Origin of the sequence: Novibacillus thermophilus (assembly GCF_002005165.1) — a bacterium.
Taxonomy (GTDB): Bacteria; Bacillota; Bacilli; order Thermoactinomycetales; family Novibacillaceae; genus Novibacillus; species Novibacillus thermophilus.
This window is the reverse complement of record NZ_CP019699.1, coordinates 1,901,365-1,927,220: the sequence shown is the minus strand read 5'-3', so window position 1 is coordinate 1,927,220 and position 25,856 is coordinate 1,901,365. Positions and strand designations below refer to the sequence as shown.

General features: G+C 47.4%; 19 protein-coding genes and 2 pseudogenes. 12 read left to right on the top strand and 9 right to left on the bottom strand.

Going from position 1 to position 25,856, the window contains the following annotated elements; translation table 11 throughout:
- Positions 1-42 precede the first annotated feature (42 nt).
- Entirely contained in the window at positions 43-1,383 is a 1,341-nt protein-coding gene (gene gabT, locus B0W44_RS09650; protein ID WP_077719857.1) for a 4-aminobutyrate--2-oxoglutarate transaminase, read from the bottom strand.
- Positions 1,384-1,835: 452 nt separating this feature from the next.
- On the opposite strand from gabT, the gene B0W44_RS09645 reads away from it, so the two are divergent.
- Positions 1,836-3,101, top strand: coding sequence for a DUF418 domain-containing protein (locus B0W44_RS09645; protein ID WP_228440933.1), 1,266 nt, complete (start codon positions 1,836-1,838; stop codon positions 3,099-3,101).
- Positions 3,102-3,182: 81 nt separating this feature from the next.
- Here the strand turns inward: B0W44_RS09645 and B0W44_RS09640 are convergent, their stop codons facing one another.
- The 5 genes from B0W44_RS09640 to B0W44_RS09620 all read right to left on the bottom strand — a co-directional run bounded on the left by B0W44_RS09640 (position 3,183) and on the right by B0W44_RS09620 (position 10,578).
- The gene (locus tag B0W44_RS09640) at positions 3,183-4,361 is read right to left on the bottom strand and encodes an iron-containing alcohol dehydrogenase (RefSeq protein WP_077719856.1); all 1,179 of its coding nucleotides are present in this window, start codon (positions 4,359-4,361) and stop codon (positions 3,183-3,185) included.
- A 14-nt stretch (positions 4,362-4,375) separates the two neighbouring features.
- Positions 4,376-5,788 (bottom strand): sodium:solute symporter family protein, encoded by a 1,413-nt coding sequence (locus B0W44_RS09635; RefSeq protein WP_228440931.1) that lies wholly within the window; start codon positions 5,786-5,788, stop codon positions 4,376-4,378.
- Between the two features lie 196 nt (positions 5,789-5,984).
- A complete protein-coding gene (locus B0W44_RS09630) occupies positions 5,985-6,497 on the bottom strand; it encodes a hypothetical protein (protein ID WP_077719854.1) in 513 nt (170 codons plus the stop codon).
- Between the two features lie 46 nt (positions 6,498-6,543).
- The gene (locus B0W44_RS09625; protein WP_077719853.1) at positions 6,544-7,542 is read right to left on the bottom strand and encodes a LacI family DNA-binding transcriptional regulator; all 999 of its coding nucleotides are present in this window, start codon (positions 7,540-7,542) and stop codon (positions 6,544-6,546) included.
- 357 nt (positions 7,543-7,899) lie between these two features.
- Positions 7,900-10,578 carry an NPCBM/NEW2 domain-containing protein gene (locus B0W44_RS09620; RefSeq protein ID WP_077719852.1) on the bottom strand — a complete coding sequence of 893 codons (2,679 nt, stop codon included), beginning with the start codon at positions 10,576-10,578 and terminating at the stop codon, positions 7,900-7,902.
- Between the two features lie 319 nt (positions 10,579-10,897).
- Between B0W44_RS09620 and chvE the strand changes: the two genes are divergently transcribed.
- The 8 genes and pseudogenes from chvE (at position 10,898) to B0W44_RS18530 (ending at position 19,695) form a co-directional block, all read left to right on the top strand.
- Positions 10,898-11,962: a multiple monosaccharide ABC transporter substrate-binding protein gene (chvE, locus tag B0W44_RS09615; RefSeq protein WP_077719851.1), complete on the top strand. Its 1,065-nt coding sequence runs from the start codon at positions 10,898-10,900 to the stop codon at positions 11,960-11,962.
- A 266-nt stretch (positions 11,963-12,228) separates the two neighbouring features.
- Entirely contained in the window at positions 12,229-13,767 is a 1,539-nt protein-coding gene (mmsA, locus tag B0W44_RS09610; RefSeq protein ID WP_077719850.1) for a multiple monosaccharide ABC transporter ATP-binding protein, read from the top strand.
- A gap of 38 nt (positions 13,768-13,805) precedes the next feature.
- Positions 13,806-14,921 carry a multiple monosaccharide ABC transporter permease gene (gene mmsB, locus B0W44_RS09605; protein WP_077721327.1) on the top strand — a complete coding sequence of 372 codons (1,116 nt, stop codon included), beginning with the start codon at positions 13,806-13,808 and terminating at the stop codon, positions 14,919-14,921.
- Positions 14,922-15,373: 452 nt separating this feature from the next.
- Positions 15,374-16,603 (top strand): annotated as a pseudogene (locus B0W44_RS09600) (M20/M25/M40 family metallo-hydrolase); the annotation flags it as partial.
- A 111-nt stretch (positions 16,604-16,714) separates the two neighbouring features.
- Positions 16,715-17,035, top strand: a pseudogene (locus B0W44_RS18540) (hypothetical protein); the annotation flags it as partial.
- Between the two features lie 158 nt (positions 17,036-17,193).
- Positions 17,194-18,087, top strand: a complete 894-nt coding sequence (locus tag B0W44_RS09595) for an ABC transporter ATP-binding protein (RefSeq protein WP_077719849.1) — start codon at positions 17,194-17,196, stop codon at positions 18,085-18,087.
- Position 18,088: 1 nt separating this feature from the next.
- Entirely contained in the window at positions 18,089-18,994 is a 906-nt protein-coding gene (locus B0W44_RS18535; RefSeq protein WP_228440928.1) for an ABC transporter permease, read from the top strand.
- Positions 18,991-19,695, top strand: a complete 705-nt coding sequence (locus tag B0W44_RS18530; protein WP_228440925.1) for a hypothetical protein — start codon at positions 18,991-18,993, stop codon at positions 19,693-19,695. Before B0W44_RS18535 ends, B0W44_RS18530 begins: the two co-directional genes overlap by 4 nt.
- A 67-nt stretch (positions 19,696-19,762) precedes the next feature.
- Here the strand turns inward: B0W44_RS18530 and B0W44_RS09585 are convergent, their stop codons facing one another.
- Entirely contained in the window at positions 19,763-20,008 is a 246-nt protein-coding gene (locus tag B0W44_RS09585) for a hypothetical protein (protein WP_077719848.1), read from the bottom strand.
- Between the two features lie 114 nt (positions 20,009-20,122).
- On the bottom strand, positions 20,123-22,012 hold the full coding sequence (gene htpG / locus B0W44_RS09580) for a molecular chaperone HtpG (RefSeq protein ID WP_077719847.1): 1,890 nt from the start codon (positions 22,010-22,012) through the stop codon (positions 20,123-20,125).
- Positions 22,013-22,255: 243 nt separating this feature from the next.
- Between htpG and B0W44_RS09575 the strand changes: the two genes are divergently transcribed.
- Together B0W44_RS09575 and putP are read left to right on the top strand one after the other, a co-directional pair.
- Entirely contained in the window at positions 22,256-22,813 is a 558-nt protein-coding gene (locus tag B0W44_RS09575) for a beta-class carbonic anhydrase (protein WP_077719846.1), read from the top strand.
- Between the two features lie 551 nt (positions 22,814-23,364).
- A complete protein-coding gene (putP, locus tag B0W44_RS09570; RefSeq protein ID WP_077719845.1) occupies positions 23,365-24,876 on the top strand; it encodes a sodium/proline symporter PutP in 1,512 nt (503 codons plus the stop codon).
- A 165-nt stretch (positions 24,877-25,041) separates the two neighbouring features.
- Here the strand turns inward: putP and B0W44_RS09565 are convergent, their stop codons facing one another.
- Positions 25,042-25,167: a YvrJ family protein gene (locus tag B0W44_RS09565; protein ID WP_077719844.1), complete on the bottom strand. Its 126-nt coding sequence runs from the start codon at positions 25,165-25,167 to the stop codon at positions 25,042-25,044.
- 170 nt (positions 25,168-25,337) lie between these two features.
- On the opposite strand from B0W44_RS09565, the gene B0W44_RS18350 reads away from it, so the two are divergent.
- Complete coding sequence (locus tag B0W44_RS18350) at positions 25,338-25,535, top strand: hypothetical protein (RefSeq protein ID WP_179947346.1); 198 nt, start codon at positions 25,338-25,340, stop codon at positions 25,533-25,535.
- The last annotated feature ends 321 nt before the right edge of the window (positions 25,536-25,856 follow it).

The following is a 25,856-nucleotide window of genomic DNA, read 5'->3' as shown; positions in this document are numbered from 1 at the left end:
AACACAATCCTATTATATCAAAAAGCTCGTCCACCGAATTTTCTATTTGGAACGAGACGCCGCTTCAATCGCCTGTTCCAAAATCGTGAACCCTTCTTCCAGCTGTTCGTCGGTAATGACAATAGGCATCAACAGACGAATGACGTTGCTGTACACGCCGGCGCTCAACAGCAACAGACCCCGTTGCCCCGCCTCTTGCACGATGGCGCTCGTCAAAACTTTGTCCGGTTCTTTTGTCTGCGGATCTTGGACGATTTCCATAGCACACATGGCACCGAGACCGCGCACGTGACCGATACACTCAAACCGTCGGGCCAGCTCCTCAAACTTCTGCATCACCCTTTGGCCGATAGCAGCGGCGCGTTCATTCAATTTTTCTTCTTCAATGATGTCGAGGACAGCCAGTGCCGCCCGGCATCCTAACGGACTTCCGCTGTATGTTCCCCCGAGTTCACCGGGACTTGCTTCATCCATGATCTCCTTCCGGCCAATGACACCGCTGATCGGCACCCCGGCTGCCAGAGATTTGGACACGGTGATGAGATCCGGTACAACCCCGAAGTGCTCAATGGCAAAGTACCGTCCTGTTCGGGAGAAACCAGTCTGAATTTCGTCCGCCACAAACAGAATGCCGTGTTCTTGACACAGCTCGTAAACGCCTTGCACAAACGCCTTGCTCGGGACGATAAAGCCGCCTTCCCCTTGCACCGGTTCCATGACGACGGCTGCGATCGTCTCTGGGGCGACGTCGGAAATGAGAAAGTTTTTAAATTCCTCCAACACGTATTGGTCGTACGCTTCTTCCGTCATGCCGTCCGGCCGCCGGTAAACGTATGGATACGGGGCCCTGTACACTTCCGGGGCAAACGGACCAAACCCGTATTTGTAAGGTTTCACCTTACTCGTCATCGTCATCGTGAGCAGCGTCCGTCCGTGAAACCCCCTCGTGAACGAGACAACCCCCTGTCTTTTTGTGTATTTGCGGGCAATTTTCACTGCGTTTTCAACGGCTTCAGCACCACTGTTAAGCAATAGCGCCTTCTTTTCAAAATCTCCCGGTGCCAGTTTCGCCAGCTTTTCCGTCAGTTCAATGTAAGGTTCGTACATCATGACGTTAAAGCCGGTGTGAATGTAACGGTCAACTTGATCTTTCAAGGCTTCTTTCACTTTCGGATGACTGTGTCCCACATTGATCGTACCGATGGCTCCAGCAAAATCTATAAAAGTATTCCCGTCTACGTCTGTCACGATGGCACCCTCGGCCGATTGAGCAAACGTCGGCACGCCGAAGGAAACTCCCTGCGGCACACTGTTGTGTCTTCGATTCAGCAGTTCTTGCGCTTTCGGTCCCGGTAGATTTGTTTTCACACTGGCATATTTCATGATACGGCTCTCCTTTCAGTTTTTATAAAGGTATTCTTTGTGTATAAAGCAAGTTTTATGCCACTTTTCAGGTTGTTTGAAAAGCGTACAGTTGCCTCGTTTCAATACCGAAAACCGTGTGCAACAAGTCAAAAATGAGAATGCCAAGTCTAAAAAGACTTACCGCTGCGCCATGCGTCACCCTCTCAAACGGTTACGGAGGCCAGCGAAAAATAGTGATCAAAGAAGAAGCTGTCGCGAGCTCCTTTTCATATGTGTCCCCTTCCCAAACGCCATGTTTCCAGGCAATGGCGTTCAACCTCAATTCTTAATGCCACCCTTTCAACCTGCCCGTATAGCAGTGCGAACGTTTCGGAACTCAAATATTAAGCTCCCTTTAAGGTAGAATTAAACACAAAAAAAGGTGAACGTGTTACGATATCTTTGTAAAATCATCCTTAGGAGAAAGACACGTGAGTCGTTCATTACACCCAATCCCAAACCGCGATCGCATCCCCGTTCTTGACGTGGCCCGGGGCTTAGCTATTTTCGGCATTCTACTTGTGAACATGGCCCATTTCAGTTATCCCGATCTTTATTTGCTCATGCTCGGGGAGGACAATTTTTTTAGCCAACAGTGGCACCCGCGGGATCACCTCACCCATGACCTGCTTAATATATTGATTCAAGCGAAGTTTATTACGATGTTTTCCTTTCTGTTCGGATTCGGAATGATCGTGATGATGGAGCGGGCAGAAGCACAGCATCAGAAGTTTGTTCCCCTCTACGTGCGCCGGTTGCTCGCCCTCTTCTTATTTGGCACGATCCACGCTTTTTTTATTTGGGACGGAGACATTTTGACCGACTACGCCTTGCTCGGCTTTTTGCTGCTTTTCTTCCGAAAGAGAAAACCTAAAACGCTCATCATCTGGGCTGTGATCCTGTTTTCCGTGTTTACGCTACTGTTCGCCGTCCAAGATGCCATGTCATTGCTGTCTCCCGAGATGCCGTTACAGGAGGACGGATGGAAACAACAGTATGTACAGGAGGCAAAACAGGCGATCGAGATTTACAGCACAGGCTCATTCATGGACGTTGCTGGGCAACGCATACACGATCGGATCACATATATGTCGATGAACGGCATGCTGTCGTTAAATCCGCTGCTCTACATTTTTTCAAATCTTCCGTACTTTTCCATGTTTCTCCTCGGAGCCGCGTTTGCCAAGCTTAAAGTGTTTCACCAACCGGAGAGGCACAGACGGCTGCTGAAGCGACAGTGGCTGAGCGGGGTATTCATTGGGGTCCCGTTGAGTGTAACCGGGACACTACTCGACTTGGATTCGCTCAATCTGATCGGTGCCCCGCTATTAATGTTCTTTTATGTGACGTCGTTGTGGCACCTGCACAAAAGACGTACCGCCCAACGTCTGTTAGCCCTTCTTTCAAATGTCGGCCGGACGTCTCTTTCCAACTACATTTTACAGTCTGTCGTCTGTACGCTAATCTTTTACAACGTCGGTCTCGGGCTGTACGGTTCTGTCTACCCGTTCGCCGGGCTCGTCTTGTCTGTCGCCATTTTTATTGGGCAACTCGTTATCAGTCACGTGTGGTTAAAATACTTCCGCACGGGTCCGCTGGAATGGGTCTGGCGTTTCATCACCTACCGGAAGCGGCATTCATTTCGCGTACAATCGGCTCTGACCGCAACAGAAGACCGCTCCGCTAAACTCAATTAGTTGGCTAAAACGTCAACCGTTTCGTTCCATAAAAAAGGCTCTGACCCGCTGGAATGCGAGCTGTCAGAGCTTCGATTTACTTTAATGCCCGAGCATCATCTCACCCGTGTACGCAGCCTTATATCTTTCTCGAATGCTTTCCAGTGTAAAGGGTTTCGGGCTCCTTGCGAGCAATCGCTTTTGTTCTATCCCGTTCTTGGCCAGAGTATCGAGATCTTGCTCTCGAATCCCGTACGCTTTCAACGTCGACGGAAGCCCGACATCCTTCACGAGATTGCGTAATTCTTTCACCGCCTCCAGCGCAACTTCACGTTTGCTCAACGTTTCCGTCTTCAATCCTAGCGCTCTAGCCATGTCGGTCATTTTTTCAAGACAAGACGGCCAGATGTAGTCGAAAATATACGGCAACAAGACGGCATTCGCTTCACCGTGCGGAATGTGGAACAACCCGCCTAACGGGTACGCCAGGGCGTGGACGCCGGCAACACCAGCATTGTAAAAGCTGAGCCCGGCCAATAGGCTCCCCCACGCCATTTCCCGACGGGCGTCCGTGTTGGATCCGTGCCATACAGCTGTGCGGATGTTGCCGGATATTTTGCGAATCGCTTCCAAGGCCAGCGCATCGGTAAGGGGAGTCGCATTGACTGACACGAGCGCTTCAACCGCATGGGTTAAAGCATCGACACCGGTAGACGCCGTAATCCGAGGCGGCAGAGTGTAAGTTAGTTCAGGATCGACGACGGCGACATCTGCTAAAAGGTATTCGTCTGTGATGACATCTTTCGTTTCTTCCAAGGAGAAGACGGCGATGTCTGTCACTTCTGCCCCGGTCCCGGCAGTCGTCGGGATAAGCATTTTCGGCAATCCTTTGTGCGTCAATTTACGCGTTCCGGACAGGTTTAAATAATCTTGGACTTTTCCTTCGTGACTGTATAGCACCGAAGCTGCTTTGGCGATGTCTAGAGAACTGCCGCCCCCCATTCCGATTACAAAATCTGCTTGAAAATCTTTTAAAGCTTGCACGGCCTGATCGCCGATTGCCAAAGGCGGTTCAGGTTGCAAGTCACTGTAAATTTTGTAAGTCAGCTGTGCATCTGACAGCACATCCTCCAACTTTTTCAACAGGCCGATTTCTACGATGGACGGATCGGCAAAGACCATCACCCTTTTGGCGCCGAAGGACGCAATAGCTTCCGGAACTTTTTCGATCGCACCTTCCCCCGCCACAATTTTAAGCGGTGAAACGAATGTGTGTACCATGCTAACATCCTCCTCTAAGCTGTTTGACTCCTTTGGTCTTGCGCCTGTGACTTTGTCGTCGCGACGGTCACAATGTACATCACGGCCATGCCGACGAGAACGCCGATGCCGGCTGCTCCGAACGGGTTAGAATAGTTGAATCCAAACGGCAGGTAAACCGTCCAATAGGTGACAGTTCCGGCAATGAGGGAAGCAACTGCAGCGGGCTTCGTCGCCCTTTTCCACAGCGCGCCGACGACGAGCGGGCCCCCCGTCGCCGATACAATGCCGCCGATCCCGATCCACATAAAGACAGAGAGAAATTCAGGCGGCGTCCAGGCCATAATGACAGCGACCACAATGACGACAAACGTGCTGTACCGGCTGATCAACAGTTCATTGCGCTCTGCCCTCTCTTTCGAAATGTTTAAGCGCGGGACGATCGTTTTTCGGTACAAGTCATTCGCCAACAGTTGCGTAAGTGAGACGATCAATCCATCTGATGTGGACATAACCGCCGACAGTACGGCAATGGCAAAGAAAGCGGCCACAACAGGCGGGAATATCTCACTGAACAAAACGGGTATAATCTGGTCTGGCACGATATCGGCATCGCTCCCAACAACAGCGACCCCTAACATGCCGCCGAGGGACATTAACGGCAAAATCGTGGCGAAAATGGTGCAGTACATGATCAATTTCTTTAAATTTTGCCCTGATTTGACCGCCATAAACTTGTTGCCGAGATGCGGCAACACAGCGAACGGCAAATGGGCAATAAACAGGAGGGCCACCATCCAAAAAGCGCCATAAGTGATGTCGCCGGGCAAGAACAACCGGTCAAATCCGCCTGTCGGATTTTCTTCGCTGATTTTGGCAATCATGTCAGTAAACCCTCCGTCGACACCGACACTGCCTACAAAGCAAATGACGACCACAATGGCGGTGACGAGCATGAGCAAACCTTGAATCGCATCTGTCATTACGTCTGAATGCGAACCGCCCATAAAAACGTATACAGCTAACACAACAGCCGTCAAAAGTAACCCGAGCTCGTAATTCACTCCCATCATCGTCTGAAACATCGTCGCCGCTGCAACAAATTGAGACACGACGTAAAAAATGAGCAAAGCAGAGATGATCGTTAAAACGATGCGCAAAAAATCGCTGTTGAACCGTTCTCCAATAAATTCTGGGATGGTCCGCGTGCCGAATTGATCTCCGTATTTTTTTATTGCTTTAGCGACAAACAGCATGCCGATGACGGTGGCAATGGGATACAGTAACGGGTACCACAAACTAGGCGCTCCCATACTGTATGCAAGACCGGGCATCCCCATGAATGTCGATCCGCTGGAAATACCGGCTGCAATCACAAGGGCAATGGTGAACGGTCCGTAACTCGACCGCGCTGTAGCGAAATCGTCGGACGATTTCGTCCTTTTCATCCCGACCCATCCAAGAAAAAGCATCAACCCAATGAATAACACCATAAATATCCAAGAAAAACGACAATTTCACTTTTCATCACACTTAAACCCCCTTTTACTCTTCATCTTCCACAAGTTTCGTTTTCCACAGCACAAGGGCCATGCCGATCCACGTTGATAAAATTAAAGTGGCAATGATGACTAGCATCGTCAATTAAATCACCTTCTCCCTGTAAAACTTGTGAATCTCGGGGAACGCTTTAATCTTCTCGTAAGATGCAGACAAAGGTTCATACAAGTAGACGTGCTCCCTTTGATGAATACGACCGGGTTTCGATACAATGAGATACGGTACGTAAACAGACTGTTCGCCCCTCTGACGGATGACCGGTACACTCCACGAACGGGCGATGTGCACGTAGTAGCGGCGAACCATCTCGCGTGCATCTTCCACAGCTTCTTCCGTTGAGAGCTTCGCCTCCATCGTTTCAGAAACCGATACTGCCATGTTTGACAGCGGCGGGAGATCATGGGCCAAGGTGCTCCCACCCTTGATTCTGTTGGTCATCACGCAAACGTTCTCAACCCTCTTTCTGAATAAGGTTTGGTACTGTACTTCCCATGTGGTCAATACGTACGGGTAGTAGACAGCCGCGCTCTCCGGCTCTTGTTCCCTGTCGTATTGAAACACCTGGATGTTCACGCGATCGTCCTTTATAGCACCCACCTCCTTCCCTATTCCTGAATACGTATTCAATATGTCAGAAAAAAATTTATTTTGGTGCAGCTGTTGTTTTTCTCTCATACAATACGGGCTCGAGTGTCATTTGAACAGGTTCTTCTCCCTTTCCACCCGATTCTATCATTCTAAAAAGATGCTCAATCCCTAATTGGCCCAGATTTTTCTCCGACTTTTGCCCAACTGTCGTCAGCTCGAATGAACGATGTCGGGCGATGTTAATATTGTCCATGCCGCATATACTGACGTCACGTGGGATGTCGTAGCCGAGTTCCTTTAATGTATCGATGGCAAAAATGGCGATGGAATCTGTGGCTGCAAATATAGCCGAAGGCTTGTTTTTTCTCCCCATCAACGTCAATACTGCATCCCGAACGCCGCTTTCACTCGTGTCCGTATCCCGGATCAGCGTTCGGTCAGCCTCATGACCGTAACGCTTCAACGCCTCGACATACCCTTGATAACGGCCGTAAAATGTCGACGTATAAAGGGGACCGCCAATAAAGCCGATCCGTTCGTGCCCCAATTTCAACAAGTGCTCCGTCGCCATTTTCCCTGCCCGGAAATTGTCCACCTCGACGTAATTACCGCCGCGGCGGCATTTGCGGTTGAACATCATCACCGGGATATCGAGTTTCTCCAGTTCGGCATATATCGGGTCGTCCATAAAAATGGACGATAAAATGATGCCGTCCACCTGGTGCTTTAAAACCGACTCGTACACCGACATGTTGTCGCCTTTCTCAAAGAAGACAGTCGTGTTGTAACCCTTTTCTTTCGCGTAGTTGACGATCGACGTCGTCGTCTCTACAAAGAAAGGGTTGTGAAGCGGGCCGGAGATTAAGGCGATCGTTTTCGTTTTTTTGCTGACGAGCGACCTGGCGATGGAGTTCGGGCGGTAGTTCAGCTCCTCCATCGCTCGAACGACTTTCTCCACATTCGTTTTACTCACTTTCGACGGATTGTTTAAAACTCTGGAGACCGTTGATTGGGAGACACCTGCCCGTTTGGCTACATCTTTTGAAGATACCATGCAACTGACAACCTCTGTGAATACGTATTCTTACAGAAATTTTAAACGCTTTCTTTCCGTATGTCAATAGAAAATTTGTCCTGCAGGACTTTTTTTATTGATAGGAAAACCAGCACCGTAGTTCCGGTGTTGACAGACAGTACATATATAGAAGTGAATACGTAGCCAACAGCAGGACGATTACCGATATACCTCCCTCTACATCAATTGATATCCGAATTATTTTTTATATTATCATATCCTTAATAATTAAAACCCGCATCACTTTTTTAGTGATACGGGCTGTATTAATTTGATCACGCGTTTCTCCAGAAGCGGAGCAGGCCAACTTTCAGGGACAACCACTAACTTAACACGTCATCGGCGAAGTGTGCTTGACTGCCACTTTTGAATGACATTATCCGCATCCGCCTTCAGGATGTGGTACGCACGTTCAGATATTAACGTGGCATTCATTTGGTAGTCCAGCAACTGTTTAAAGCCTTCCATATGTTTGACGACCTTGTCAGCCAGTTCCTTTTCCTCATAATAGGTGACCGCATTCAAATGAATCTTTAACGAATGGGGCGCCTCATCCCCTTGGATTTCACCTTCTGCCTCAAGTTGTTCAACCAGCTCTTTCATATTTACAGCACTTGGATATTTTAGTATTTTTGCGTCAGCCCAGTTGGCATGGTCATAGTTTTTGTCATCCCCGCCATCTGTGACAACTAATTTCAATTCTTCCGCCCCGGAAATATCCACATTAACTTTTTCGGCTGCATCCGACCCTGTTACGACATCGCTCTCGTATACCTTTTCATCGTCTGCCCACACTTGGTAGACAACCGAACCCCTGTCTCCCACTTCGTCGTCGACACCGATATCTGCGGTAAACTTAGAGAACTTTCCTCCCAGGTAGTACGTTACTTCTGAGGGCGCGTGTACACCGAGTCCTTTCTCGTACTCTACTCCGCCAATGGTCATCGTGTTGCCGTCAGACGATGCCTGTTCCCCGTTACTGCTATCCTTTTCAACGGGACCCCAGCCGTTCGTTTCCCAAACCCAGTCTATATCACTTAAGTAAGCATCGTGATCGGGAACAGGGGGAGGAATCCTAACCGATGCTTCGGTATGCACATCGGTTTCTTCCTGGTCTCCGTATACAAAAGATGCTGTTCCTTCTAGAGTCACAGTCCCGTGCTCAGCATCGCGTGGAGGTGTCACCAGCCAGTCGATTTGAGCGGACTTCCCAGGAGGGAGATTCTCCAAATGTGTGGTGGAATCTTCTATCCCCCATCCTTCTGGTACATCCAACTGAACGTGAATGTCGCGTATCGCAATGCGCCCATAGTTTGTGATGGTGGATGTCAACTCGTTTGTTTCACCAGGTTGAATGTACTTATCGCTGTCAAACGATAGGGTGATCAACGGAGGTGCCGCATTCGGCGTTCCCGGTTTGACACGGTACATGGCAACGCCGTGGCTCGGCACGTGAGCGACTATCTCTCCGGCTGTTACAGTTTCAGTATGCTTCCACAGATCTCTCAAGACGTAAGAAGGAGCATTCGGCATTCCGATGTCGTTGGCATTGACTTGTATGGTCTTCGCAGAACTTCCTCTGTTAAAAAGAACAACGGCGCGGTCCCCGTTCTGCAGCGGCTTGACCCAAACCTCTTGGTCTCCGTCGTCACGAATTTTTTTCCCTTGTACACCTAACGGATCTTGATTGACTTCGATGACCTCTTGATTGGTCAAAATGTCTTTTGTGGCTTCATCCATATTCCGAAGGTCGTTTCCTGCCAGCAACGGAGCTGCTAAAATGCTCCACAAGCTGAAATGCGACGTGTACTCCGTATTGGTCATGCCGCCGTTTCCGACTTCCAACATGTCCGGGTCATTCCAGTGACCGGGGCCTGCGTACTTTTCTAGACCGACTTGCTGATCGAGAATGTTTAATACACTCCCCCAGTTATCGGAAATGTCTCCAGTCGTTCTCCAAAGGTGTCCGACGTCTTTCGCCCAGAGCCACGGCTCATTGCTGCCCCATTCACAAAGGCTAAATACGATATCCCTCCCCGTCCCGGCATAAGCCTCATCTAGGGCATCCCGCATTCTCGTATACGCATATTTGGCATTGTCGTGTTTAGTCCAGGGGTTATAAAATTTGATCGTATTGTCACCGCTTTCAAGTTGAACTTGAACCGTCGCAGTCTTGACTGAGTCCCACCCGCCGGTGTTCACGAATTCCACTTTTTGTCCTTCGCCGCCGTTGACACTGACATAGACGGATCGGTTCGGAATACCGTCTTCCCAATAAAAATTCGCATAGTAGATCGTCAGCTCATAGTGTCCGCTCTTAGTCACCCTGACGTTGTCAAACGTCAAGCTCCCGCTGTTGTTACCAATATTACCTACTTTCCTTTCTCCTGAACAATTCGCACAGTCCGCTACGTTTGCCCCACCTTCCAACGTACCGTCCTCTGCCTCGTAATCGACACCGTTCACCGAAATCTTGTCAATATCCGCAGAATAGTGAAGTTCTGGCGAATAACACCAATCGTATTTTAAATAATCGATGCCCCATTCGGCGTATTTTTGAGCATCTTCCTTCTCGTGGCCGTAACCTCCCGGGAGCCCTTGGCAGGTCATGGCCCCGTTAGAGGAATAAATACCGACCTTTAACCCCATGTCGTGAATCTGATCAACTAACCACTTGATTCCATGGGGAAATCTTTCCGGGTCTGCCACGTAGTTGCCATTTTCATCGCGTTCCTCGTCCATCCAGCAATCGTCTATGTTGACGTACTCGTAACCGGCATCCTTCATACCGCTTTCTACCATCGCTTTGGCTGTGTCCAATATCAACTGCTCGTCAATTTGACAGCCGAACCTGTTCCAGCTGTTCCACCCCATTGGCGGTGTTTTCGCCAAGTCGTCATCCAACGCGTATGCATGTGAGCTCGGTGTAACCATACTCCCGCACAGGACAAACACACTCACAAGAAACAAAAGGAAACCCGATCGCCACCCTTTTCTTCTCCGACTTCTTCCCATCGTATCCGACCTCCCTCTTAACTAAAGATGGTAAAAACATGCCGTGGACTCATCTTTTTTTCACATCCCTCCTTTGCCACTCATGAATATCCGTCGTCTGAATAACGAGGGTTCTAACTTCTCTCTCGGTAGAATACGTATGTGTGAGGAGTACTCGATACTGCACCTCTATTATAAACTAAAAAAAATAATAATTAAATATTATATTTTAAATTTTTAGTTTCTAATAGCGTATCACTCCTATCTCTATACATAATTTTTAATGTTGTGTCGTGGGCAAAAACCAAGAAAGCTTAAAAAACGTACGGGGTGATCATGTATGAAAAAGTTGTGCCTGCTTTTTATCTTAACAGCCGTCATCACGTTGACCGCTTGCAGCGGAGGTGCTGTGGGCGAAGATGAAGCCGGGTTCGTCGGAATCGCCATGCCGACGAAATCTTCAGAGCGGTGGGTGAGCGACGGTGAAAACATGGCGAAAGAATTTGAAAAGCTGGGGTACAGGACAGATTTGCAATACGCCGAAGACGTAGTCGAAAACCAGATCTCCCAGATTGAAAACATGATTACAAAAGGCGTGGACATTCTCGTCATTGCTTCAATCGACGGGGAAGCTCTTACAGACGTACTGCAAAAAGCTAACGAGCAAGGCATAGACGTCATTGCCTATGACCGGCTGATTATGAACAGCGACCACGTTTCTTACTACGCCACGTTCGACAATTTCCAAGTCGGGGTTCTGCAAGGGACGTACATCGAAGAGAAATTGGGGTTAAAGGATGGAGAAGGTCCTTTCAACATTGAGCTGTTTGCCGGTTCTCCCGACGATAACAACGCCTACTTCTTTTTTGACGGCGCCATGTCCGTCCTCAAACCTTACATCGACTCCGGGCAACTGATCGTGAAAAGCGGACAGACAGATTTTGACCAAATCGCCATCTTGCGCTGGGACGGTGAAACAGCCCAAGCGCGAATGGATAACTTGTTGAGCGCCCACTACACAACTGAAAAAGTGGATGCTGTCTTGTCCCCCTACGACGGGATCAGCATCGGGATCATTTCCTCGTTAAAGGGGGTCGGCTACGGAAAAGAGGACATGCCGATCATTACCGGTCAAGACGCAGAACTCGCGTCCGTTAAATCGATCATAGCCGGCGAGCAGACACAAACGGTGTTTAAAGACACAAGGGAACTTGCAAAAAAAGCGGTCACGATGGCAGAAGCGGTGTTAAAAGGTAAAGAAGCGGAAGTGAACGATACGGAAACGTATGACAACGGCGTCAAAGTCGTGCCTTCATATTTGCTGGAACCTGTGTCCGTCGACATTTCAAACTACGAAGAAGTGTTAATCGACAGCGGCTACTACACAAAGGAAGACCTCCAATAAAAAACGTCACAACCGGAACGGGATAGACAGATGACAGGCCAGTCCGCTCTGATTTGCGGCCAACAAAGGAAATAGTCACGGGATGCAGTGTAGAAGGGATGTCTAAAGGCCATTTCGTCATGCGGTGATCCGTTCGGGTCACCGCATCCTGATGGCCGTCCTTCACCTCGCGCCTCCGACATCGATCACGTCATTTAAGCAAGGCAGCACGTACTTTCCAACCATTTAACCTTTCACTCGCTAAACGGGAAGGTGGTGAAGCATGAATGGGCGACATTTTGCTAGAAATGAAGAACATTACAAAGCGTTTTCCAGGTGTCAAAGCGCTGGACAACGTCAATTTTAAAGTAAAAGCGGGAGAAATCCACGCGTTGTGCGGAGAAAACGGCGCAGGCAAATCGACGCTGGTCAAAATTTTGAGCGGCGTTTACCCTTACGGATCGTATACAGGCGACATCCAGTTTAACGGTCGTCCGTGCGCCTTTAGAGACATCAAACAAAGCGAACAGGCAGGAATTGTCATCATTCATCAGGAGCTGTCCTTAATCCCCGAATTAACGATAGCCGAGAACATTTTTTTAGGAAACGAGCGAGCGACTAAAGGTGTGATCGACTGGATCAAGACGACGAGCCAAACGAATAAACTGCTGAAAAAAGTGAATCTGTCCGATCCCCCGGACACCTTAATCAAACAAATCGGCGTCGGCAAACAACAGCTGGTGGAAATAGCAAAGGCGTTGGCAAAAGAAGTGAAACTACTAATTTTAGACGAGCCGACGGCGGCTCTCAACGAGAAGGACAGTGAAAACCTGTTAAACCTGCTGTTGGAGTTTAAACGTCAGGGCATCACATCGGTCATGATTTCTCACAAGCTGGATGAAGTGTTGGCAATTGCCGACTCCGTCACCGTCTTGCGCGACGGGGAAACGGTTGAAACGTTGGAACGGGGATGCGATCGCATAACGGAAGACCGCATCATTCGGGCGATGGTCGGACGAAGTTTGACCAACCGTTACCCGCCAAGGACTCCCCGCATCGGGGAAACAGTGTTCGAAGTGACGAACTGGACTGTTTACCATCCGCTACAAAGCGACAGGAAAGTCGTTGACAACGTGAGCTTGCGCATTCGAAAAGGCGAAATCGTCGGGATCGCAGGACTGATGGGAGCGGGAAGGACTGAACTGGCGATGAGTCTTTTCGGCAAATCTTACGGCCAGAAGATTGCCGGCACGATCAAAAAAGACGGAATCCCGGTGGAGATGGACAATGTCAGCCAAGCGATTAAACACGGCGTGGTGTATGTAACAGAAGACCGGAAAACGTACGGTTTGATCTTGATGAACGACATTAAAACGAACATCACATTGCCCAACTTGAAATACATTTCCAAAAATACTGTCGTCAACGAACAGGCCGAAGTCACAAAAGCTGACCACTTCCGCAGGAAACTAGGGATCAAATCATCTAGCTTGCTGCAGAAAACGGAACAGTTAAGCGGCGGCAACCAGCAGAAGGTGGTCCTGAGCAAATGGATGATGGCAGAACCGGATATCTTGATTTTAGATGAGCCGACTCGCGGAATCGACGTCGGAGCCAAATACGAAATATACGCGATTATGAATCAGTTGGCTGAGAGCGGAAAAGGCATTCTCCTCATTTCCTCGGAATTGCCGGAAATTTTGGGCATGTGTGATCGCATCTATACGATGAGTGAAGGCAAGATCACTGGCGAACTCAACAGAGAAGAAGCCACCCAAGAAAAGTTAATGGCATACATGACCAATACCAGGGAGGGACAATCGTGATAAGGGAGTTGTTGCACAACAACTTAAGACAGTACGGCATGGTCGCCGCCTTGCTGTTGATCATGCTGCTTTTTCAAATCTTGACAGCCGGTACGCTATTAAAACCTTTGAACATCACTAACCTGATTTTGCAAAACAGTTACATTCTCGTGCTGGCCGTTGGCATGGTGATCGTGATCATCACGGGCCACATCGATCTGTCGGTGGGGTCTATCGCCGCATTTATCGGGGCAATTTCAGCGATTTTAATGGTCCAGTTACATGTCCACCCTTTTTTGGCCGTGATCTTGTGCCTGGCACTCGGCGCTCTCATCGGAGCGTGGCAAGGTTTTTGGGTGGCTTACGTTAAAATCCCCGCTTTTATTGTGACCCTTGCCGGAATGCTTTTGTTTCGCGGCTTAACCTTGGTGGCTCTAGAAGGGCAGTCTATCGCTCCTTTTCCCAACGCGTTCCAGCAAATGAGTTCAGGGTTCATCCCCGACTTTTTTGGAGGAGAGAGTCTCCACATCTTTTCACTCGTCATCGGTGCACTCTTATCTCTAATCTTCATTTACAGGGAAGTGAAGAACCGAAACAAACGAATGAAATACGACTATAATGTACTCCCCCAAAAACTGTTCATCGCCAAAATCATTGCGCTTGTCGCGGTGATTAATGTTTTTACGTACATTCTCGCCAGTTATAAAGGTATCCCCAACATTTTAGTCATTTTATTCGTACTCATCGCCGCCTACACCTTTGTCATGAATAAGACGGTCATCGGCCGACACATTTACGCGGTCGGCGGCAATGCGAAGGCTGCCGGGTTGTCCGGCGTCAATACAAAGCGCGTCACGTTTTGGGTGTTTGTCAACATGGGCGTGTTGTCCGCCCTATCGGGCATGATTTTTGCGGCGCGACTGGATGCTGCAACGCCCAAAGCCGGAACCTTATTTGAATTGGACGCCATCGCCGCTTCATTTATCGGAGGGGCGTCGGCATACGGTGGTATCGGAACTGTGACAGGCGCTGTCGTCGGCGGACTCGTCATGGGGGTCATGAACAACGGGATGTCAATCATCGGGCTAGGCATCGACTGGCAACAAGCGATAAAAGGGTTGGTGTTACTGTTAGCCGTCGCCTTTGATATCTTTAACAAGAACAGATCGTCTTAACCTTTTTTCATCCCTCTGACGTCTTTAACGACTAAGGTATCTCGGTGTTAAATCCTTTACGGTCAAGCGAAAGACCGTCCTGCTTTCTTTCCATTAGTTTCGTTGCACTCACCCTTTCTCATTAACGTCGTGTTTTTGGGAAAGGGTTACTTGTTATGGGACAAGTCCACACTAGGAAGTTTGTGCAGAAATGGTAGTCGGAAATTCAAAAAAAGATTATGCGTTCTATTTGGTATATTTTCGTTATTTTTGTAGAAGTGATATAAAATAAAGAATAAATAGATTTTTTAACACTATATTTAATAAATTTTTAAATTAGTTAAGAGAGTGCCATCAGACTTCGTGCCCTTTTAATGGTTAAAGAAAGAGGGGGTGATTCATTCCGTTGAACGTCTAACCCAATAGGACTCCACTTGTTTAAATTTTTTACGGGAGGTTGCTTAAAGTTGAGAATGAAACGATTCTTACCGATTATTTGCGTGCTTTTGGCAGTGACACTGGTGATGACAGGATTTTCTGTGGCACAAGACCCCGATCCCCCTTACTCACTGTCCCCTGAAGTAGTCGACGTGTACGACAAGCTTCAATCTAGTTCGGATATCAATCAGAGTTTGGAATTTATTGAGTCAGACCACGAAAACACGATAGCAGATCAAATAGAAATAACCGAAATACCAGCACCTCCTTTTATGGAAGAGGAAAGGGCTGAGTATTATGCTGGTAGATTTAAAGAGTTGGGACTAGAAGACGTCCATATAGATGAAGAAGGGAATGCAATCGGCATTCGTCCAGGAAACGGCGACGGCCCTAAGCTCGTGGTTTCCGCTCACCTCGATACTGTTTTCCCTGAAGGCACAGATACAACGGTTACAGAAAAAGACGGAATCCTTTATGCTCCTGGCATTGCAGACGACGGAAGGGGGCTCGCCGCTCTCTTGTCCGTCATTCGAGCTCTGAATGAGGCCGATATCCAGACTGTCGGCGACATTATGTTTGTTGGAACTGTCGGGGAAGAAGGCGAAGGTGATTTAAGGGGAGTTAAGTTTCTGTTTGAAGAACACAACGACATTGACGGGTTTATATCGGTTGAATCCGGAGATCCGTCAAATATAACGTATCTAGCTACGGGGAGCCACCGTTACAACGTAACGTATGAAGGCCCAGGCGGTCACAGCTTCGGTGCCTTCGGAACACCCAGTGCCACACACGCCCTCGGCCGGGCGATAGCGAATATCGCCGATCTGGAGACGCCAGATGACCCGAAAACAACCTTTAACGTTGGCACGGTTAGCGGAGGAACATCCGTCAATGCCATTGCGGCTGAAGCCAGTATGAAAGTGGACATGCGGTCGAACGATGAAGAAGAACTGCAAAAATTAGAGAAAGCATTCTTAACAATCGTTGAAGAGGCCGCCGTTGAAGAAAATAACCGATGGGGAGAGGAAGATGCTATTACAGTAAACGCTGAACTCATCGGGGACCGCCCGGCAGGTTCCCAACCTTCGGATGGGTTCAACGTACAAGCTGCCTGGGCATCAGTAGAAGCCATCGGGTTACAGCCAAGTTTAGGTGGCCCCAGTAGCACAGATTCGAATTGGCCTATCAGTCTCGGTATCCCATCACTTACCTTGAGGGGTGGAGGTCAATCGGGCGGAACACATTCCCTGGACGAGTGGTTTGATCCTACGGACGCTTACCTCGGACCCCAACAAGTTTTACTGACCTCCCTGGGCCTTGTAGGAGTAGATGGTTTAACTGAACCGTTGTTGGGGCGTGACGGTCAATCCGATCCTGAAAAACCTGTCATCGAGAACCTTCAACCGACAGAAGATGTCACTTTGGACGCGGGGGAGACGGTAAAAATTGAATTCGACAGTAAAACTGGATTGAAGGCAACGTTCGCGATTCGCATCCCTCTCACGAACACCATCGCGAGCGCAACTGAGTTGCCGATGATGGAGACAGAAGAAGGGCATTACGTCGGATATTGGACGGCGACATCAAACATACAGGTTGAAGGAGCGGAAATTGAGGTCAAAGTATCCGACGACAAAGGTAACGAAACGCGGAAGACAGCGAAAGGAAAGTTGAATATTAACACAAATGGAAAATAAAGCGATAAAACACATTGTCAAAATTGCTTAATAGCGGACACATCTTCTAGAGTGAGGCTGACCCAAAAAGTCCGTAAAAACCGATTTTTGGATCAGCCTCTTTATTTTTGAGCAACTCATATGAAGGATTATACCTAAAGGACAAGGCGCCCTTCAGATTGATTCAATTAATTGGCGTGCAAAAAAAATTTGGGAAATTCCAAGCGCTTCGCGATATAACATTTTCAGTAAATGCTGGAGAGGTTGTCGGTTTTATTGGTCCGAATGGCGCCGGTAAATCGACAACGATTCGTATCTTATTGGGAATCCTCAGACGAGATGCCGGCGATGCCAAAATTTTTGGAAAGGATGTTTGGAAAAACAGTTTTGAAATTCATAAACGAATTTCATACGTTCCCGGAGACGTCTCACTTTGGGGAAATCTAACAGGTGGAGAAATTATCGATTTGTTTTTAAAATTACACGGTAGTGGAGATAAACAAAAACGCGACTATTTAATAAAGCGTTTTGAGTTAGATCCGAAGAAAAAAGCAAAAACATACTCTAAAGGAAACCGCCAAAAGGTTGCATTGATTGCAGCATTATCTACAGAATCCGATTTATACATCTTTGATGAACCCACCTCTGGCTTGGATCCTTTGATGGAAGCCATTTTTCAAGAAGAAGTGGAAAAGATTAAAAATGAAGGAAAAGCGATCCTATTATCCTCACATATTTTAAGTGAAGTAGAACGTTTGGCCGATAAGGTTGTCATCATTCGGCAAGGAAAAATCGTCGAATCTGGCACCCTTGAGGAATTACGGCATTTAACACGGACAACCGTCACATTAGTAACTGATGGTGATATCGCTCAACTGGAACAAGTTGCTGGCGTATATGATTTCCAACAAAAGGGTAATCAAGCGACATTCTCTGCAGATAATCAACACCTCAATAACATTTTGCTTGCTGCAACAAAACTAGGTGTGAAACAGTTTGAAGCTGTACCACCTACACTAGAAGATCTGTTTTTGCGCCACTATGAAAACGAAGTGTACAAGGAGGGAAGATAAGATGGAGGAAAAATTTTCCCGATGGGAAATCCTTTTTGTCCAATATTTAAAACGAGATTGGAAGAAAATCATCATCTGGATTTTAGGTGTTGGCTTATTTTCAGGAGGATTCGTACCTGCCTTTGAAGAATTAGCAGAAGGTCAGGGTTTAGTGGGAATGTTTGAAACATTAAAAAACCCTGCCATGATCGCGATAGTCGGTCCTACACCAATCGAGACCGCAACGGAGTACACGTTAGGCGCCATGTATGCACACGAAATGTTACTGTTCTGTAGTTTAATCGCCATGGTAATCTCTGTTCTCCATGTCATAAGCCATACGCGTAAAGAAGAGAATCTTGGTCTAACTGAACTCGTACGTTCTTTTCAAATAGGGCGTCAAGCGAACTCCCTTGCCACAATGACTGAAACAATCCTAATTAATGTCTTCCTGGCACTATTTATTAGCGGAGTATTAATCAGTTTCGGCGCAGAAACCATTACTACGGAAGGTTCCCTTTTGTTTGGAGCTTCAATTGGTTTTTCAGGAATAATCGGAGCTGGAATTGCACTGGTTCTTGCGCAAGTGATGCCAACCTCTTCCAGTGCAACTGGTTCAACGCTTGGTTTTATAGGATTACTTTATATCATGCGTGCCGGAACGGATATTTCTCATGTAGATTTGTCGATGTTCAATCCACTCGGTTGGACCTATTTAACGTTTCCTTTCACTGACAACAACTGGACTCCGTTTATTTTGCTCTTCTTGGTAGTTGTTGTGATCATTGCTTTTACACTCGAGGGATTTCGAGATATGGGGTCAGGCTACCTTCCGGAGCGAGAGGGAAGAGAATATGCAAAGAGATCATTGTTATCTGTCCGCGGATTACTTTTCAAGATAAATAAAGGGTCATTATTGGGTGGATGATAGCCTTTATTTTCATGGGCGCTTCCTACGGTGCGATATATGGTGATATGCAAATTTTTATCGAAAGCAACGACCTTATGCAACAAATGTTTTCTCATTCGGGGATTTCTATTGAAGAATCATTTACGGGTACTATTATGATAGTCATGATCGTTTTAGTTTCAATTTTACCAATCCTAATTGTCAATAAACTTTTTGCTGAAGAAAGTCGTTTGCGCTTCAGTCAGCTTTTTTCAACAAAGGTGACTCGTAGCGAACTTTATTGGACTTGTATTGGACTGGCGATTTTAGCAAGTTCAGTAGGAATTTTACTGGCCGCAGGCAGTCTTGGCGGGACAGCCATTGCTGCAATGGGGGAACATTCGACAATGGTTTTCAATGATTTTCTTGCTGCTGGTTTCAATTACTTACCATCGGTACTCTTTGTTACTGGTTTGGCAGCTTTAACCCTTGGCTGGATACCGAAATTAGGTAAAGTGATTTATGTTTATCTAGGCTACTCTTTTTCAGTCAACTACTTCGGAGCGATGTTAGACATTCCAGAATGGGTTGTGAATATAGCGATTCTAAGTTGGATTCCGCAAATGCCTGTTGAAGAGTTTGAATCTTTAACGTTCATTTCCTTAACCGTGATCAGCATTATTTTAATGGGAATCGGATATGTTGGTTACAGTAAGCGAGATATGATGGAGGGGGCTTAATCTTTCGCTATTAACATTATAATGGTGAAAGTGGAGAGCCCGAACTGCCAAACAGTAATAACGGCTACTACCAACGTTCATTACACACCAGATACGGGAAAATGGAAGATATACCCAACTCCTTGCTCCCTAAACGTCGATACGGTTGTCTGGAAGAAGCCATCATCAAGATGTTTTTCTCTGCCCGGCCTTTTCGGTCTTCTTCAAAACGAGCTTCCGTTTCATCCTCGAAAATTGCCGTTACACCTGCGTATACTTCTTTAACCTTTATTAGCCGTTTATTGTAACGGATGACAATGTCATTTTTCTCCACTTCATCGACGAGGATCTCCTGCTATATCCGATCTGAGTATTTGTTCTTGAAAGGCTCGCGATGAAGTAACGAGCCTTTCAAGGTTGCTATTCCGAACCCAGGTGGAGATGATCTTTAGGTCTGGACCATGAGCTGACAAATGTCGTTCGTGAAAGCGACCGGATCTTCGACAGACAAGCCTTCGATGAGCACAGCTTGATTGTACAAGATATTCGTATAGAGCTTCGCCTTCTCTTTATCTTGCGCAAATGTCGCCTTTAATGATCGGAAAACGTCGTGGTGGACGTTCAACTCCAAGATTTTGTCCGCTTTGATCTGCTGTTGGTCAGCGTTGGGCATGGCATTCAGCACTTTTTCCATCTCGATGGACACTTCGCCTTCAGTGGAAAAACACACCGGGTGTGTCTTTAGCCGCTTGGAAGCCCGAACGTCCTTCACTTTGCCGGACAAGACCTCTTTCATGTAATCAAAGAGGGCTTTGTTTTCCTTCGCTTCTGTCTCTGCCGTCTCGTTGTCATCTTCTTCGATCCCTAAGTCTCCGCTCGCCACCGATTTGAATTCTTTGTCTTTGTATGACTTGAGCATTTTAATGGCAAATTCGTCGACGTCTTCGGTGAAATACAGGATTTCATACCCTTTTTCCGCGATCAGCTCTGTCTGCGGGAGTTTGTCGATGCGCTCATGCGTTTCCCCTGTCGCATAGTAAATGTATTGTTGATCTTCCGGCATTCTGGAGACGTACTCATCCAGTGTCACCCACTTCTTCTCTTTCGAAGAATAGAACATGAGCAAGTCTTGCAATACGTCTTTATCCTGGCCGAACTCGTTGTACACGCCAAATTTCAACTGCCGCCCAAACGATCGATAAAATGTCTCGTACTTTGCCCGGTCATGTTTTAAGAGGTTCTCCAGTTCTTTTTTGATTTTGTTCTTTATATTCTTGGCGATGACCTTTAGCTGCCTGTCTTGTTGCAGCATTTCCCTGGAAATGTTAAGGGACAAATCTTCGGAATCGACCATCCCTTTGACAAAGCTGAAATAGTCGGGCAAAAGATCGGGGCATTTCTCCATGATCAGAACCCCGTTTGAGTACAGCTCCAACCCTTTTTCGTATTCTTTCGTGTAGTAATCAAAGGGGATCGTCTCCGGAATGAACAAGATGGCGTTGTACCGAATAGTCCCATCCACTTGGATATGGATGTGTTTTAACGGCTTGTCAAAACCGTACCGTTTTTCCCGGTAAAAGTTCTCGTAATCTTCCTGTTTCAGCTCACTTTTGTTTTTCCTCCAGATCGGAACCATGCTGTTGATGACCTGTTCTTCTTTGACCTCTTCAAACTCGTTGTCGCTGCCTTCTTTCGGTTTCATCTCCGTTACCGTCATTTTTATCGGGTACCGAATAAAGTCTGAGTATTTTTTGATGATAGCTTTGAGACGGTGTTCCTCCAAATAGTCGTCAAAATTCTCGTCTTCTGTGTTTTCTTTTAACTTGAGAATGATCTCCGTCCCAACATCGGTCTTATCACACGGTTTGATCGTGTATCCGTCCGCGCCTTGGGACACCCATTCAAACGCTTTGCCACTGCCCAACGCTTTACTGCGCACCGTCACTTCATCAGCCACCATAAAAGCGGAATAAAACCCGACCCCGAACTGACCGATAATGTCGTGCCCGTCTTTCATTTCGTTTTGTTGTTTGAAGGCTAAAGAACCGCTCTTTGCAATCGTGCCCAAGTTGTGTTCCAGCTCTTCTTCCGTCATGCCGATGCCGGTATCGAGTACGGTCAACGTCCGATTTTCCTTATTGGGAATGATTTTGATATAGTAACGGTCTTTGTCAAACGTGAGCGACTCATCGGTCAGCGCCTTATAATAAATTTTGTCAATCGCGTCACTGGCATTGGAAATGAGCTCTCTCAAAAAAATTTCCCGGTTGGAATACACCGAGTGAATCATCATGTCCAACAGCCGCTTAGATTCAGCTTTAAACTGTTTCTTCTCCATGAAAAAACCACTCCTTTCAATATGAAATTGTAAGACGTCACCCGGTATTAGCACTCTATTCTAACAAGTGCTAACATCTCTTTATTTTAGGTAACATACGCTGCAGGTCGTGTCAAACCCTCCGTGACTTAGATGCCAATGTCCGTCCGCTAAAACGGTCTGGTTTAAAAATAAATAGTTTACAAACGGTCAATTGTTTAATTAAAATGACAAAAATACGACCTTAACGACGGAGGTTGTCCTATGAAACGACTACACGAAATATTAGCCTTTAATAAGGAATTCGTGCGAAAAAAAGAGTTTGAAGCGTATAAAACCTCCAAGTTTCCAGACAAAAAATTAGTGATCGTCTCGTGCATGGACACGCGGCTCAGCGATTTACTGCTAAAGGCGATGAACCTTAAAAACGGCGATGCCAAGATCATCAAATCCGCAGGGGCAACGGTGACACACCCGTTTGGGAGTGCGATGCGCAGCATTTTAGTCGCCATTTACGAGTTGCAAGCAGAAGAAATTTGCGTCATTGCCCATGACGGTTGCGGGATGGCTGGCATTCATCCAGAGAAAACGATCCAGACGATGATCGAGAGAGGGGTTCCCCGTGACACAATCGACACCATTGAACGATGTGGGTTTCATTTAAAAGACTGGTTAAGCGGGTTTGACAGCCTTGAGGAAAGTGTCAAACAGAGTGTCGACTTGATCAGGAACCATCCGCTCATGCTGCCAGACATTCCAGTGCACGGCCTCATAATTGATCCGGAAACAGGTCGGCTGGACACTATCGTAGAAGGCTATTGAAGAAGCAAACGTATTAAAGATGACATACCGTTTCACACTCCCTGCATTATTGTGAAGTATGTCATCTCTGTCCCTCCATTTTGTATGTGTCACGTTTTACTCGACGACCTTACAGGCAAAAGGATCAGAAAACCTTCATTTTGTCGCCGGATCCCTAACGCGCTTCGCTTGTTTGATCCCTAGTGGAGGGCAAAATGCATTTTGACACATCTTTTATGCGATGAGGAAGACAGACGATTGATCACCTTGTTCAACTGTCGAATCACACTTGATGACGAGGCGGCTCCCCACGCAGTAAGTCCCAGTGCCCTTCCAGATACTTTCTCATGTTCATCCCCACCTTAGCCGCCAAAACTTAAGCCGACACGTTATAACACTTGTATTTTGCCAATTTTCATCTCATAAAATAATTGGAAAGATGTGTGGTCTTAACGTTTAACAGAGGGGGAAAGATTATGCCGCTTTCAACCGTGTTTTGGTTGTTCGGACCGTTGGCCGTCATCGTCATTTTGTCGTTCATTACACTTTTCACGGAAAAGGAGTGAGGTGGTGTGCGAGTTGAAACGATAACCGTGTTTATTGTTTACCTGCTCGGAATGGTTGCGATCGGCGTTTGGATGTATCGAAGGACGAACACCACGACCGATTACTTTTTAGGTGGGCGCAGTTTAAACAGTTGGGTCACCGCTCTGAGTGCACAGGCGTCCGACATGAGCGGTTGGCTGCTGCTAGGGTTGCCGGGATTAATCTATGCGACTGGCGTGAACGGGATGTGGATGGCCATCGGTTTGGCGGTCGGGACGTATTTAAATTGGCAGTTCATTGCCAAAAGGCTGCGCCGTTACACGGAAGTGAACCAATCGATTACAATCCCCGATTACCTGGATAACCGGTTTAAAGACCAATCGAAAGCATTGCGCATCGTCTCAGCCCTTACGATTCTCGTGTTTTTCCTCTTTTATACCGCTTCGGGTATGGTCGCCAGTGCGGTGTTGTTTCAGGAAACATTCCATATCGATTACAACGTTGCCCTATTCATCGGAGCCGTCGTCGTTGTCAGTTACACCTTTCTCGGCGGCTTTCTCGCTGTCAGTTTGACCGATTTTGTCCAGGGATCGCTCATGTTTTTATCACTTATCTTTGTCCCTGTGGCCCTGATCAACATGTTAGGCGGCGTGAGCGAAGCCATGACTGCCGTCAGTCAAGTGAATCCGGATTTGTTAAATATGACGAAAATCGTCAATCTGGATGAGAGCGGATCGTGGATCAGCCAAACGGTCTCGTTCAGCGTCATCGGCACTGTTTCACTCGTCGCCTGGGGACTGGGTTACTTTGGCCAACCGCATATCCTTGTGCGGTTTATGGGGATTCGTTCAGCCAGCGAAATTCCGAAAGCACGCTTTATAGGGGTTATCTGGGTCGTTTTGTCCCTTGTAGGTGCCGGTTTCGTCGGTCTGTTGGGCATTCCTTACTTTGACGTTCCCCTGGATAATCCTGAGACGGTATTGATATCGCTTGCGCAGATGTTGTTCAATCCTTGGATCACGGGCATTGTGCTCGCTGCCATTTTTTCCGCGATTATGAGCACGATCGATTCACAACTGCTCGTCTGCTCCAGTGCAATTGCTGAAGACTTCTACCGTCCGTTTTTCCGTAAAAACGCCAGCGAGGCCGAACTCGTCTGGGTCAGTCGCATAACAGTACTGGCTGTCGCGATCGTCGCGGTCATTTTAGCGATGAGCGGCGGATCGGTGCTCGATCTCGTATCGTACGCTTGGGCTGGCTTCGGCGCTGCGTTCGGTCCTGTCGTTTTGTTGTCGCTGTTCTGGAAACGCATGACGAGAAACGGGGCGCTTTCCGGCATTGTAGTGGGAGGGGTGACAGTCCTTTTGTGGAAGCATGTCCCCGCCCTGAGCGGGACGGGGTTATACGAGCTAGTGCCCGGATTCGTCTTGGGCTTGTTGGCCATTACAATCGTCAGCTTAATAGATAAGGCACCATCACGCGCCATTCAAGACGAGTACGACAAAGCTACAAGACCGCTGCCGAGAGAGACCGCTTAAAATGTCAATGCTGATATGAAAAAGCGCTGGCTTTCCCCACGTCCGGAGAGAGCCAGCGCTTTTCCTTTTTCAATTGGCCGTCTCATTCGACATGTTGTCCCGATGAACAAACTCCCAAAATCCTGGGATTTGGTCTAGGTTGTAGTTTTGTTTTAGCACTTTCACTCAGATCATCAATAGCCGATTCCAACTCCTCAAAACGTTCTCAAACCGGAAAAGTAAATAGACACTGATGGCAACAGGAAAACCGAAATTTCCCAGCAAGTAGATAATTTGTGACAACTCATTCATATGGCTTCCTCCTGACAGGTGTCTTGGAAGTATTTCCGCAATTTGTGCAAAGCTTTAAGTTTCGTTTTAGAAACGGCCTGGTGCGATGCATTCATTATTTTTGCAATTTCCGTCACTGGGGTTCATCGGATACCACGAAATCTACTAACGTGCCTTTTGCTTCATTTTTAGTGGCTCATAATCGGGGTGGACGCGTGACGACCGGTTCTTCAGACTCAGGTTTTATTTACAAAGTGTACGGATTCGGCTATATTCGTGAGCTGGAATTGTTACAGGAAGCCGGGTTCCACCCTTTGGAGGTGAGCCAGTCAGCAACGATGTACGGAGCTGAACTGTTACCAAAAGAAAACGGTGTGCCGTTGAGGTAAGGGATCATTCGCCCAGGCATGTTAGCGGTTCTCGTACTTGTCGAAGAAAATCCCCTACAAAACTTTAAGACCTTTTACGGTACAGGTACGGAAAAACTAAACCACGAGACCGGACGCGTCGATTGGCGGAGTGAAGTACACCATCAAAGACAGTATTTGACGCAAAGCAACTGTTAGCCGATGTGAAAGAAATGGTCAAGGAGAGGAAAACAGATCCCAACGGAACGGCCTTGAATTAGAACGTCTCCAAAGAAGAATGATATACCTGTAAAATAAGAATGCTTTAAAGTGATACTTCGTCGGCTGGTCACCGCGGGTATC